Origin of the sequence: Vreelandella salicampi, from assembly GCF_013415105.1 — a bacterium.
Classification (GTDB): Bacteria; Pseudomonadota; Gammaproteobacteria; order Pseudomonadales; family Halomonadaceae; genus Vreelandella; species Vreelandella salicampi.
In genome coordinates this window covers 124,377-137,389 of sequence record NZ_JACCDF010000009.1, presented here as the reverse complement: position 1 = coordinate 137,389, position 13,013 = coordinate 124,377, and the positions used below count along the sequence as shown (strand labels likewise).

Here is a 13,013-nt window from a genome sequence, read left to right as displayed (position 1 = left end):
AACGAAGCATTCTTAGCATGAGACTTGAAAATCGTTGACAAAAAAACCGGAAGTGCCCAGATAACATAACCGGTAGAGCACCGAAGAAAACCACCCCAAACACAAAAACGCCGCCCTAACGGGCGACGTTTTGATTGAGCCTAACTGCTTGAAGACGGCATCTTAGTAAGACGCCTGAATTAACAAGTATTAGTCTTGGCCCATCTGCTGCTTGATCAGATCACCGATAGTGGTCGGACCACCTACACCTGATTCCGGCTCTTGCTCACGAACTTTCTTCAGGTTCTGACGCGTATCGTCTTGCTCTTTCGCTTTCACTGACAGATTAATCTGACGGCTCTTGCGATCAACACTAACGATGCGCGCTTCAACGCTATCGCCTTCGTTCAGTACGTTGCGTGCATCCTCTACACGATCAGCACTAATTTCAGACGCTTTCAGCACGGCGACAACATCCGTCGCGAGCTCAACTTGCGCTTCTTTAGCGTCAACTTCAACGACACGACCTGTCACGATAGTGCCCTTGTCGTTAACGGACAGGAACTCAGCAACCGGGTCGGTATCCATCTGCTTGATGCCCAGAGAAATGCGCTCGCGCTCCGGGTCGATAGAGAGGATAACGGCTTCGGCTTCGTCGCCCTTCTTGAAGTGGCGCACGGCTTCTTCGCCGGTCTCTGTCCAAGAAATATCGGACAAGTGAACCAAACCATCGATACCGCCTTCCAAACCAATGAAGATACCGAAATCGGTGATCGACTTGATGGTGCCGGAAACACGGTCGCCCTTGTTGTACTGGGCGTTGAAAGTTTCCCACGGGTTCGGCGTGCACTGCTTGATACCCAAGGAAATACGACGACGCTCTTCGTCGATATCCAAGATCATCACATCGACATCGTCGCCCACTTGAACGACTTTAGACGGATGGATGTTCTTGTTGGTCCAGTCCATTTCAGACACGTGAACCAGACCTTCGACACCCTCTTCCAACTCGGCAAAGCAGCCGTAATCGGTGAGGTTGGTTACCACGGCATGCACGAGAGTGCCTTCCGGATAACGCTGTTTGATGCTGACCCACGGATCTTCGCCGAGCTGCTTAAGACCCAGCGATACGCGGTTGCGTTCACGGTCAAACTTCAGCACTTTCACGTTGATTTCGTCGCCCACGGCAACGATTTCAGACGGATGCTTGATGCGCTTCCACGCCATATCGGTAATGTGAAGCAGACCATCAACGCCACCTAGATCAACGAAGGCGCCGTAGTCGGTAAGGTTCTTAACGATACCTTTAATCTGCTGGCCTTCTTGCAGAGTGGCAAGCAGTGCTTCGCGCTCGGCACTATTCTCGGCTTCGAGAACGGCACGGCGGGAAACTACGACATTGTTACGCTTCGGATCGAGCTTGATAACTTTAAAGTCGAGTTCTTTGTTCTCAAGGTGCGCGGTATCGCGAACCGGGCGAACATCGACCAAAGAGCCCGGCAGGAAGGCACGAATAGAGTCTACCTCGACGGTGAAGCCGCCTTTGACTTTACCGTTGATCACGCCCTTGATGATTTCATCTTTCTCGAAGGCTGCTTCAAGAATCTTCCACGCTTCAGCGCGTTTGGCTTTTTCACGGGACAGACGCGTTTCACCGAAGCCATCTTCTACGGCTTCCAGGGCAACGTGTACATCGTCACCGATGGCGATGTTCAGCTCACCGTTTTCATCGCGGAATTGTGCCGCGGGGATCTGACCTTCAGATTTCAGGCCAGCGTTAACGGTAACCCAATCACCGTCAATGTCGACAACCTGGGCCGCGACGATGGCGCCTGGCTCCATATTGATGTCGTTAAGAGACTGTTCAAACAGTTCAGCAAAGCTTTCGCTCATGGTTTTCCTACGTGATCAACGTTGTTGAGGCATAACTGCCTTCTCCGTACCACCAGCAAGTACGGGCCTAATGTCACTCTGCTTTCGAGGGCGTTAACGCTGGTTCGACCTAGCCGGGCTCACCGCAAAGAGTTAAGTGCCCTGCCACGTCATGACGCCGATTCGAAAGCGCCGCAAGGGAGAATCAAACGCCGGACGCTATGCCTTTCTTGGTTAGCAATTCGGTCATCCAATCTACCACTTCCGGTATACTCAGGCGCGTGGTATCAAGCGTAATGGCATCATCTGCCGGCTTGAGTGGAGCCACTTCGCGCTGCGTGTCACGTGCATCGCGTGCCTGAATCTCCTCTAAAAGACTCGAAAGACTAGCATCCACTCCGGCTTCCTGCAACTGCAGATGCCGCCGCCGTGCCCGTTCTTCGGCACTCGCGGTTAAAAAAATCTTCACCGGGGCGTCACGAAAAACCACGGTGCCCATATCGCGACCATCGGCCACCAGCCCCGGCGCCTGGCGAAAATCGCGCTGACGCTGCAAAAGCGCCGAGCGTACCGCAGGTAGCGCAGCCACTTGAGAGGCTCGCTCGCCGGCGGTTTCTGTGCGAATCGCGCGGCCAACATCTTCGCCTTCCAGCAATGTCATAGGCGCGCCGTGTTCAACCGGGAAGGCAACGTCAAGTTGTTCCGCGAGCTTAGCCAATGCGGGCTCGTCATCCAGCGCGACCTGGTGCTTAGCGGCCGCATGGGCGGTAAGACGATAAAGTGCGCCGCTATCCAGCAGGTGCCAACCTAACGTTTGTGCCATTAGGCTACTGATCGTGCCTTTTCCCGCGCCGCCGGGGCCATCAATGGTAAGAACCGGTGCCTGCTCAGCCATTTTCGCCCTCCACCTTCACTCCCAACCCGATGCGCGTCGCAAGCTCAACGAAATTGGGAAACGACGTCCCCACGTTGGCGCAGTCGTCGATCACGATCTCATTACCGGCGCGCAGTGCGGCAACCGTGAACGCCATCGCAATACGGTGATCACCCAGGCTATCAATGCGCCCGCCGCCATAGCTCGGCACATTTTCACGGTTATTACCTACGATATCGATGCCGTCTTCTACGACCGTATGTTCAACGCCCAGTATCGCCAGGCCATCGGCCATAGCCTGAATACGATCAGATTCTTTCACCCGCAATTCCTCCGCACCTCGCAGGCGAGTCGTGCCTTCGGCGTTAGCGGCGGCGATGAAGAGTGCCGGGAATTCATCGATTGCCAGCGGCACCTGATCAGCGGGAATATCAATACCCTTGAGCGGCGCGTAGCGAATACGAATATCCGCAACCGGCTCACCGCCGACTTCCGCTTGGCTGGACAACGTAAGATCTGCGCCCATCAGCGTTAAGATATTGATCACGCCGATACGCGTCGGATTAATGCCGACGTGCTCTAAAGTGATATCCGCCCCAGGCGTAATCGCCGCCGCAACTAAGAAAAACGTCGCCGACGAAATATCCGAAGGCACATCGATTGGCCCGGCGGTAAGCTTGCCGCCACCGGCGAGCCAACAGGTATCGCCATCGCGCTGCACCGGGTAGCCAAAACCGTTCAACATGCGCTCGGTATGGTCACGCGTCGGCGCAGGTTCGCGCACGCGGGTTTCACCTTCAGCGTACATGCCAGCAAAAAGTAGGCAGGATTTCACCTGAGCACTGGCCATCGGCAAATCATAGTCGATGCCTTTCAGCGCTGCCCCACCGTGGATGTTAAGCGGTGGCCGCCCCCCTTCGGCGGTGTCGATAACGGCCCCCATTAGACGCAACGGGTCAGCCACCCGCCCCATCGGACGCTTGTTGAGCGAAGCGTCACCGGTCAATTCGCTATCGAACGCTTGTCCCGCCAAGAGCCCCGCAAACAAGCGCATCGCCGTGCCGGAGTTACCCACATAAAGCGGCCCGGAAGGCGCTTTCAAACCGTGCATGCCCACGCCGTGAATGGTAACGCGGCCTTGATGCGGGCCTTCTATCGCCACGCCCATTTCGCGAAATGCCTGCAGCGTCGCTAGGCTATCTTCCCCTTCGAGAAAGCCCTTCACCTCGCTTACGCCTTCGGCAAGCGCGCCGAGCATGATCGAACGGTGTGAAATCGATTTATCGCCGGGTACCCGCAAGCGGCCCTGGGCTTGGCCGCCTGGGCGCACGCGGTACGTCACTTGACCCTGTGGTTGCATTAAGTATTCCGCCTGGTAACTGGTATCGTTCAAAAGCGATTCAAAGTAGTGCCGTGCATGGCTTGCACGGTCAAACGTGGCCAGCATCGCGTCGCTGTTGCCGGCTTCAACGGCCGCACGCAGCTTTGAAAGCCCGGCCTCGAAGTCATCGAGTGACGCCAGCACGGCGTCGCGATTGGCAATAAAAATATCCCGCCACATGACCGGGTCACTACCAGCGATACGGGTAAAGTCGCGAAACCCGCCCGCCGCATAGCGAAAGATATCCAGCCGCTGATCCTGGCGCGCCAGCGTATCCACTAGCGAAAACGCCAACAAATGCGGCAAATGGCTGGTACGCGCCAGCACATGGTCATGCTGTGCCACGTCCATCTCTAACACCTCGGCGCCTGTTGCTTGCCATAGCGCGCGCACGCGCGTAAGCGCGTCGGGATCGACATCAGGCTCGGGAGTAAGAATCACCTTATGATTCACATAGAGCTTGGGATTCGCCGCTGCCACGCCGCTTTTTTCCGAACCCGCGATGGGGTGGCCAAGCACCAGCGTCGGCGGCACCCGGCCAAACACGCGACGCGCGCAGTCACGGATCGTCGCCTTGGTACTGCCCACATCGGTAATAACCACGTGCGCCATATCCTCCGGCAGCACGTCGGCAAGCTCACGCATCACGCTTTCCATCGCCAGCACCGGCACGGCGAGCACGATCATACTCGCCCCCGGCGCTTGCTGGGAAAGCGCTGTCCCGCCGGAATCAATCAACCCCATGTCGATGCCACGCTCAATCTCGCTGGCGTCGGGGTCGCAGGCGGCGATCTTACCGTCAAAGCCCACCTCACGCAGCGCTGCCGCAAGAGAGCCGCCAATCAACCCCAGCCCGACGATCAAGAGCCGCGATTCGCTCACCCGGTTTGGCATAACGGCACTGGGTCCCGCTACGCTCACATCACGCCCTTGGGATAAGAGCCCAAGACCCTCAGATCGGCAGCGCGCAAACGAACCTCTTCGAGCATAGCGGCCACATGCGGCTCGGCGTAGTGGCCTTTAAAATCGATAAAGAAGACGTAGTTCCATACACCAGTTCGCGAGGGCCGCGTTTCCAGGCGTGTCATATCGACTTGGTGGCGATGAAAAGGCTCCAGCAAGTCGTGCAATGCACCAGGCTGGTTGCGCATCGCGACCACTAGCGAGGTTTTGTCATCGCCGGACATCGGCACATCTTGGCTGCCAATAATCAGAAAGCGCGTGGAGTTATCGGGGCGGTCTTCAATTTTTTCTGCCACACGCTCTAAGCCATATAGCTTCGCAGCCATATCGCCGGCAATCGCCGCGCTATGCCACTCGGTTTTCACTAGTTTGGCGGCTTCGGCGTTGGACGCCACCGGCACGCGTTCGGCGTGAGGGAAATGGGCATCGAGCCACTTACGGCACTGGGCAAACGATTGCGGGTGCGAGTAAACGCGCGAGACTTTGTCTCGACGGGTATTCTCACTCACCAGCAAATGGTGATGAATCCGCAGCACCACCTCACCGCAGATATTGATGGAGGATTCCATGAAGGTATCTAGCGTATGGTTAACCACGCCTTCGGTGGAGTTTTCCACCGGCACCACGCCGTAGTTAACCGCCCCCGCCTCCACCTCGCGGAACACTTCATCAATCGCGGCCATCGGCAGGCTAACCGCGCTTTCACCAAAGTGTTTAAGCGCTGCCTGCTGGGTGAACGTTCCTTCCGGGCCGAGATACGCGACCTTGACCGGCTGCTCTAGCGCCAAACACGCGGACATAATTTCACGAAACAGCCGGGCCATCTCTTCATCATCTAGCGGCCCATCGTTTAGCTCCATAATACGACGCAGTACTTGGGCCTCGCGCTCAGGGCGATAAAACACCGCCGAGGCGTCATCGGCGAGTTTGGCGCGGGCAACTTCTTGCGCGCAGCTCGCGCGTTCACTGATGAGACGCAGAACGTCGCTATCGAGCTGGTCAATGCGCTGGCGAAGCGCTTCAAGCTTATCGGAAGTGTCAGACATCGTGGCTTTAACCCCTTCTCTGTTCAAAATCTGCCATGAAGGCAATCAGCGCATCCACGGCGTCTTCCGATACCGCATTGTAGAGACTGGCGCGCATGCCCCCGACGCTGCGATGCCCTTTGAGATTTAACAGCCCGGCTTTGTCGGCCTCGGCTAAAAAGGCGCTTTCCAACGCCGAATCCGCCAGCACAAACGGTACGTTCATACGTGACCGGTTAGGCTTTGCTATTGGATTGGCGTAGAAATCGCTGGCATCAATCGCGGCGTAAAGTTTGTCTGCTTTACGCTGGTTGATCGCCTCCATCTGCGCAAGTCCGCCAATATCATCTTTCAGCCATTGGAACACCAGCCCCGCTAAGTACCACGCGTAAGTCGGCGGCGTATTGACCATCGAGTTCGCATCGGCAATGGCACGATAGTTAAATAGCGACGGTATTGGGCTCTGCGCCTGGTCGAGTAGATCATCGCGCACGATCACCAGCGTCAAGCCTGCCGGGCCGATATTCTTCTGCGCGCCGGCGTAAATGACGCCGTACTCCGACACATCAAGCGGCGCAGCGAGAATATCCGATGACATATCGCACACCAGCGGCACGTTAGTGCCATCGCGGCGCTGCGCACTGGGCGTGTAATCAAACGCCAGCCCGCCAATGGTCTCGTTGGAAGTAAAATGCAGGTAAGCGGCATCGTCGCTTACCTGGATCGCATCCTGACGCGGTACTGCCGTGTGTCCGTTTGACTCGCTGCTGGCCGCCAAATGGTGCGGCAACCCAAGGTGGTTAATTTCTGCCAGTGCCTTTTTGCCCCAAATGCCGGTATGAACAAAATTAGCACTGCCGCCGCGACCCAACAGATTCATCGGCAGCATCGAAAATTGCAGGCTAGCACCGCCCTGCAAAAACAGTACTTTATAGTTATCCGGCACGCCGAGCAGCGCACGAAAATCGGCTTCTGACTGCTCGGCGATGGCGATAAAATCATCGCTGCGGTGGCTCATTTCCATTACCGAGAGGCCATGCCCTTGGTAATCAAGCATTTCCGCCTGCGCGCGCTCGAGTACTGCCGCAGGCAGGGCCGCCGGCCCCGCGCAGAAATTATAGTGACGCGTCATCGTCTCCCGGGGCCTCCTCTTTATTTTCATCTACCACGCCGTTTTCACCTACCACGTCGTTTTCATCTACCACGTCGAGTTCGGTATCCTCTGGCTCATCAACGCGCACCGTTTTCACGAGTTTTTCGTCTTTACCCAAGCGAATCAGCATCACGCCCTGGGTGTTGCGCGAGGTCGTTGAAACCTCCTCAACCCGAGTACGAACCAGCGTGCCGCGATCAGTTATCAGCATCATTTCATCGCTGTCATAAACCTGCATACTGGCGACAAGCGAGCCGTTACGTTCGCTTGTCTGCATCGCAATCACACCCTGGCCGCCACGGCCGCGCAGCGGGAACTCGCCTAAGCGCGTGCGCTTGCCGTAGCCGTTTTCGCTCGCGGTGAGGATGTAAATCGGCTCTTCTTCCGCCCCGGCTTCCGCGACCGGCAAGGTTTCGTTGCCTTCTGCGTCCGTCTCGGCATCGATTTGCTGATGCTTGGGAATGATCAAGCTGATGACTTCCGCGTCGCCTGCCAGGCGCATGCCGCGCACACCGCGTGCGGTGCGACCCATCGCGCGAACGTTGCCCTCTTCAAAGCGGATCGCCTTGCCGTTGGACGAGAGCAGCATGGCGTGGTCGTCGCCGGTGGTAATCGCCGCGCCGACCAAGCGGTCACTCTCATCAAGATCGATGGCGATCAAACCAACGCTACGCGGGCGCGAGAACTGCTCAAGGCTGACACGCTTGACCGTCCCTTTGGCGGTGGCGAAGAAGATGTAGTGGCTAGGCTCGTAGTCGCGCACCGGAAGAATCGCGTTAATCGCTTCCCCTTCCTCCAGCGGCAGCAAGTTCACCAGCGGCTTACCTCTTGATCCACGGCTTGCGGCTGGCATCTCGTAGACTTTCAGCCAGTAGACTTTGCCGCGATTCGAGAACAGCAACACGGTATCGTGAGTCGAGGCCACTAGCAGATGCTCAATGACGTCCTCATCCTTCATCGCCGTGGCCGACTTACCGCGTCCACCGCGGCGCTGCGCTTGATAATCCGAGAGAGGCTGCGTTTTGGCGTAACCCGAACGCGACACCGTGACCACCATATCTTCTTCAGCGATCAGATCTTCCATGGAAAGATCAAGATGACTGGCCTGAATGACCGTGCGACGCTCGTCGCCAAACTGATCACGGATGGCGTGCAGCTCTTCGCGAATCACTTCCATCAGGCGATCCGCGGAGGCGAGAATTTCGGTAAGCTCAGCAATTTTCTCGAGGATCGAAAGATACTCATTGAGCAGCTTCTCGGTTTCAAGCCCGGTTAAACGGTGTAACCGCAGCTCAAGAATCGCTTGCGCCTGAGCGGGCGATAGGCGGTATTCCGTCGCTGAAGGGTTAAGGCCAAAACCTTCCTCTAACTCTTCCGGCTTGCAGGAGGTAGCGCCAGCGCGTTCCAGCATGCCGGTCACTTGGCCCGGTTGCCAGTTACGATCAAGCAGCTTCTGCTTGGCTTCTGCGGCGTTAGGTGAGGCCTTGATCAGCTCGATCACTTTGTCGATGTTGGAAATCGCGACGGTCAAGCCTTCCAAAATATGGCCGCGCTCACGGGCTTTTTTCAGCTCATATAACGTACGACGCGTCACCACTTCACGGCGGTGGCGTATAAAGGCTTCTAAAAGCTCTTTCAGGTTGAGCGTGCGTGGCTGGCCGTTTTCCAGCGCGACGATATTAATGCCGAACACGTTTTGCAGCTGGGTTTGGGCAAAGAGGTTGTTGACCACCACCTCGCCGGACTCGCCGCGTTTGATTTCAATCACCACGCGCAAGCCGTCTTTATCCGACTCATCGCGCAGCTCGGCAATGCCTTCAATACGCTTTTCTTTGACCAGCTCGGCGATTTTTTCAATTAGCCGCGCTTTATTCACCTGATACGGCAGCTCGGTGATAATAATGTGGTCGCGGCCAGTTTTATCGTCGTGCTCGATGGTGTGGCACGCGCGCACGTAAATACGCCCACGGCCGGTGCGATAGGCTTCCAGGATGCCAGCACGGCCGTTGATGATGCCGCCGGTGGGGAAATCCGGGCCTGGGACATAGTCCATCAGGTCATCCACCGAGAGCGTGTAATCATCGATCAACGCCAAGCAGGCGTCGATCACTTCACGCATATTGTGCGGTGGAATATTGGTCGCCATGCCCACGGCGATGCCCGAGGAGCCATTAATTAAAAGGTTCGGGACTTTGGTAGGCAGGACATCAGGAATGCGTTCGGTGCCATCGTAGTTATCGACCCAATCGACGGTCTCTTTTTCCAGATCGGCGAGGAGCTCATGCGCCAGGCGCGCCATGCGCACCTCGGTATAACGCATGGCGGCGGCGCTATCACCGTCAATCGAGCCAAAGTTGCCTTGGCCATCAACCAGTACGTGGCGCATCGAAAAGTGCTGCGCCATCCGCACGATAGTGTCGTAAACCGCACTATCCCCGTGGGGATGGTATTTACCGATGACATCGCCGACTACACGCGCCGATTTCTTATACGGTTTATTCCAGTCATTACCCAATTCGTGCATGGCGAACAGAACGCGCCGATGCACGGGCTTTAAGCCATCGCGCACGTCTGGCAGCGCGCGGCCGATGATAACGCTCATCGCATAGTCGAGGTACGACTGTTTGAGCTCGTCTTCAATATTGACGGGCAGAATTTCTCTGGCGATGTCACCCATGAAAGTCAGATCCTTTGCACTGCTTTGGCACTGCGAGAGTTGAAAGCGCTTAAAAATACCGCCTTGAGTCATACAACACGGCGGCGCGCAAATACCGCAACATCATACCATTGCAGACGCGGCAAGGGCAGTCAGGGTAAGCAGGATTCCCACTGCCTTTTGCCTAAATGCTAAATGCCTCTTTACTCAGGGTGAGCGTATTCAGCGTTTCACGCACATCGCCCTCAATCGGTGAGGCTTTATTGGCTTTCACATCCAGTAACACAAAGGTGAGGTCCGCTTTTGCGACCAAAGCACTATCCTGGCGACGAATAATCTGATGATGGCAAACGGCGCTGCGATCACCGACTTCTACAATACCGGTTAACACCACCAGATCATCGCCGGCCACTGCGGCAGCGCGGTAATCGATATTTAAGTTCACCACCACAAAGGCCCTGCCCGCTTGGTGCAGCTCTTTTATTAACGCGGGATGCTCATCAAAGAACGCCCAGCGCCCTTCTTCCATAAACTCTAAATAGCGCGCGTTATTGACATGGCCGTAGCCATCTAAGTGGTAGCCGCGAACCCGCAGTGTCGTGCGTGAGAGTGAATCGCTCATTATAAGGCTCCTATTTTTGGTTGTGGGGAAAAATGCCAAAGACCAAATCAAACACAAGTTTGAAACACACACAACAGTCGCGCGTTTTAGAACTTGGATTCAGGAATCGTGCTGGCAGGCAGGCGCCGCTTTCGCCATAATGATGGCCCTTTTCTTTAGGACAGGCGATATGTGGTTTAAAAACCTGCTGTTATACCGCCTTCATGGCGCACCGGGAGACGCTCAAGAAAGCGCGCAAGCTCCCCCACTCGACGCATTAGGCGACGCACTAGAAGCTCACGCGTCCCGACCGCTCGGCAGTGCCGATGCACGTCGGCTGGGCTGGACAGCACCCGCCGGTCGTCTGGGTAGCGGGCAATACGTGCACGAAATTCAAGGGCATCGGCTGCTTTCCGCCCTGCGCCAAGAACGCCTACTACCGGCTTCCGTGGTCAAAGAAGAGCTGGATGAGCAGGTTGCCGACATTGAGGCAAGCGAGGGCCGCAAGGTCACCCGCAAAGAAAAAACCTCGCTTAAAGAGCAAATCACCGAAGAGCTGCTACCCCGCGCCTTTGTCCGCAGCCAAAAGACAGACCTTTGGTGGGATACACGCCGTGGACTTATCGGGATTAACGCAAGCTCCCGAACCCGGGCGGAAGACATTCTAGACTTGCTGCGCGAAACCCTCGGCAGCTTAAAAGTCACGCCGCTGGCCACGCAAACGCTGCCTATTCGCGCGATGACGACCTGGCTTAACGACCCGGCAACACGCCCAACGGATATGCAGCTTGGCGATCAGGTCGAGCTCAAAGCCAAAGGCGATGACGGCGTACTGCGGGCACGCCAAGTGGATCTTGACGGCGACGATATTCAGCAGCTTTTAGAAACGGGCCGCCAGGCGAGCAAGCTAGCGCTAGGGATCGAAGGGCGACTAAACTTTGTCTTACATGATGACTTGGCGCTGAAGTCGCTGCGTTTTGGCGACGCGCTCATTGAGGAAGCTGACCACGCCGATGACGGCGACGATGCTCTTCTCCGGTTAGAAACCGATTTTATCTTGATGGCACAAGCATTGACTGAAGACATCGAGCGCTTAATCGGCTGGCTGGGTGGTGAAACACAATCCCAAGCGCCATCCTAGCTACCCGCTTATAACGCTTGGATGACACCTTTTCGCATCGCTTTCTATTTTGACGGATCGCATGACTGAGACCAACGCTACCGGCGCCACCACGCGCGCCAACACACGCACAGCAAACACTGACGACCCTTGGGCCGAGATTCGCCCGTACCTCGACCATGAAGTGGCTGATGTGCTTGCTCGCCTTTCACGCGATAGTGAGCTACTCGATGCCCTGACGCGCTTTCGCCTGCCCCGGCTTGCTCGCTGGGCGCCACCACTGGCGCGCGCGCTGGCAAGCCACGCGGTGCGCCGAGAGGTGAAAGGCGTCAACACCGTGTACGATTTTCAAATGCGTATCGCGAGCTACATGGAGCGCATGATCCGCACCTCAACCGAAGCGTTTGAGGTCGCGGGGCTGGATAAGCTGGATGATAATAGCGCCTACCTTTTTATCGGCAATCACCGTGATATTTCGCTTGATCCGGCATTTGTGAACTATGCGCTGTATCAAGCAAACCGCGATACCGTGCGCATTGCCATCGGCGACAACCTGCTGAAAAAGCCCTATGTGACCGACCTGATGCGGCTTAATAAAAGCTTCATTGTGCCACGTAGTATACGCGGCAAGCGCGCGATGCTCGCCGCTTACCAGCAGCTGTCGGCCTATATTCGCCACTCGATTACCGTGGATGAACACTCCATTTGGATGGCGCAGCGCGAAGGGCGGGCAAAAAACGGCATCGACCACACTGATCCCGCTATTATTAAGATGCTTACCATGGCGCGCCGTGGCGCTGATCGCCAAGCCAATTTTGGCGACGCCATCGCCGAGCTCAAGCTGGTACCTGTGTCGATCAGTTACGAATTTGATCCCTGCGATACACAGAAAGCCCAAGAACTGCACGATATCGACACCCAGGGCAGTTACGCCAAGAGCGAGTTCGAAGATATTAAGTCCATTGTGGCCGGCATCACCGGTGATAAAGGGCGGGTTCAGCTACGTTTCGGCACACCGATTGGCACCGACATGGCAACCCCGGATGAAGTTGCCGCAGAGATTGATCGCCAAGTGATCGGCGGCTACCGGCTTTACCCAAGCCATTATCTAGCGTTGGAAGCGCTTGGTGATGCCCCCGAGCTTGTCGCCCGCAAGGCCATCACACGCCAGGATCGCGAGCGTTTCCAAGCGCGCTTGGCCACCGTGCCCGAGCATTTACGGCCTTACTGGCTCGCGCAATACGCCAACCCGGTCAAACACAAGGCGGGGCGACTAACGTTATAAGCATGCTATCTTTATACGATGCACGCCGATCATGCCCTGAAAGGCAAAAAATGCTATGGTCCACGCATTTATGGGTGAGGCCAAGCTGGGTCGTTAAGGAGAAC

At 56.4% G+C, this 13,013-nt stretch carries 9 protein-coding genes; 2 read left to right on the top strand and 7 right to left on the bottom strand.

The features are described from left to right. Positions 1-189: 189 nt before the first annotated feature. From rpsA to HZS81_RS11370, 7 genes are all read right to left on the bottom strand, one after another. Positions 190-1,872 (bottom strand): 30S ribosomal protein S1, encoded by a 1,683-nt coding sequence (rpsA, locus tag HZS81_RS11400; protein WP_179930684.1) that lies wholly within the window; start codon positions 1,870-1,872, stop codon positions 190-192. Positions 1,873-2,056: 184 nt separating this feature from the next. Beyond that, the gene (gene cmk / locus HZS81_RS11395) at positions 2,057-2,746 is read right to left on the bottom strand and encodes a (d)CMP kinase (protein WP_179930683.1); all 690 of its coding nucleotides are present in this window, start codon (positions 2,744-2,746) and stop codon (positions 2,057-2,059) included. Then, positions 2,739-5,000: a bifunctional prephenate dehydrogenase/3-phosphoshikimate 1-carboxyvinyltransferase gene (locus HZS81_RS11390; protein WP_179930682.1), complete on the bottom strand. Its 2,262-nt coding sequence runs from the start codon at positions 4,998-5,000 to the stop codon at positions 2,739-2,741. Before HZS81_RS11390 ends, cmk begins: the two co-directional genes overlap by 8 nt. Positions 5,001-5,023: 23 nt before the next feature. Then, on the bottom strand, positions 5,024-6,115 hold the full coding sequence (gene pheA, locus HZS81_RS11385; RefSeq protein ID WP_179930681.1) for a prephenate dehydratase: 1,092 nt from the start codon (positions 6,113-6,115) through the stop codon (positions 5,024-5,026). A 7-nt stretch (positions 6,116-6,122) separates the two neighbouring features. Further along, entirely contained in the window at positions 6,123-7,226 is a 1,104-nt protein-coding gene (gene serC, locus HZS81_RS11380) for a 3-phosphoserine/phosphohydroxythreonine transaminase (protein WP_179930680.1), read from the bottom strand. After that, positions 7,210-9,924, bottom strand: a complete 2,715-nt coding sequence (gene gyrA, locus HZS81_RS11375; RefSeq protein WP_179930679.1) for a DNA gyrase subunit A — start codon at positions 9,922-9,924, stop codon at positions 7,210-7,212. Before gyrA ends, serC begins: the two co-directional genes overlap by 17 nt. A gap of 163 nt (positions 9,925-10,087) precedes the next feature. Beyond that, positions 10,088-10,525 (bottom strand): acyl-CoA thioesterase, encoded by a 438-nt coding sequence (locus HZS81_RS11370; RefSeq protein WP_179930678.1) that lies wholly within the window; start codon positions 10,523-10,525, stop codon positions 10,088-10,090. Positions 10,526-10,694: 169 nt separating this feature from the next. Here HZS81_RS11370 and HZS81_RS11365 point away from each other — a divergent pair, with 169 nt between their 5' ends. Together HZS81_RS11365 and HZS81_RS11360 are read left to right on the top strand one after the other, a co-directional pair. Continuing rightward, a complete protein-coding gene (locus tag HZS81_RS11365) occupies positions 10,695-11,645 on the top strand; it encodes a recombination-associated protein RdgC (RefSeq protein WP_179930677.1) in 951 nt (316 codons plus the stop codon). Positions 11,646-11,706: 61 nt separating this feature from the next. Then, a complete protein-coding gene (locus HZS81_RS11360) occupies positions 11,707-12,909 on the top strand; it encodes a 1-acyl-sn-glycerol-3-phosphate acyltransferase (RefSeq protein ID WP_179930676.1) in 1,203 nt (400 codons plus the stop codon). The last annotated feature ends 104 nt before the right edge of the window (positions 12,910-13,013 follow it).

What these genes read in the sequence shown, in the direction of transcription:
- rpsA (WP_179930684.1), bottom strand. Translation starts at nt 1,872, where the DNA reads ATGAGCGAAAGCTTTGCTGAACTGTTTGAACAGTCTCTTAACGACATC.
- cmk (WP_179930683.1), bottom strand. Translation starts at nt 2,746, where the DNA reads ATGGCTGAGCAGGCACCGGTTCTTACCATTGATGGCCCCGGCGGCGCG.
- HZS81_RS11390 (WP_179930682.1), bottom strand. Translation starts at nt 5,000, where the DNA reads ATGCCAAACCGGGTGAGCGAATCGCGGCTCTTGATCGTCGGGCTGGGG.
- pheA (WP_179930681.1), bottom strand. Translation starts at nt 6,115, where the DNA reads ATGTCTGACACTTCCGATAAGCTTGAAGCGCTTCGCCAGCGCATTGAC.
- serC (WP_179930680.1), bottom strand. Translation starts at nt 7,226, where the DNA reads ATGACGCGTCACTATAATTTCTGCGCGGGGCCGGCGGCCCTGCCTGCG.
- gyrA (WP_179930679.1), bottom strand. Translation starts at nt 9,924, where the DNA reads ATGGGTGACATCGCCAGAGAAATTCTGCCCGTCAATATTGAAGACGAG.
- HZS81_RS11370 (WP_179930678.1), bottom strand. Translation starts at nt 10,525, where the DNA reads ATGAGCGATTCACTCTCACGCACGACACTGCGGGTTCGCGGCTACCAC.
- HZS81_RS11365 (WP_179930677.1), top strand. Translation starts at nt 10,695, where the DNA reads ATGTGGTTTAAAAACCTGCTGTTATACCGCCTTCATGGCGCACCGGGA.
- HZS81_RS11360 (WP_179930676.1), top strand. Translation starts at nt 11,707, where the DNA reads ATGACTGAGACCAACGCTACCGGCGCCACCACGCGCGCCAACACACGC.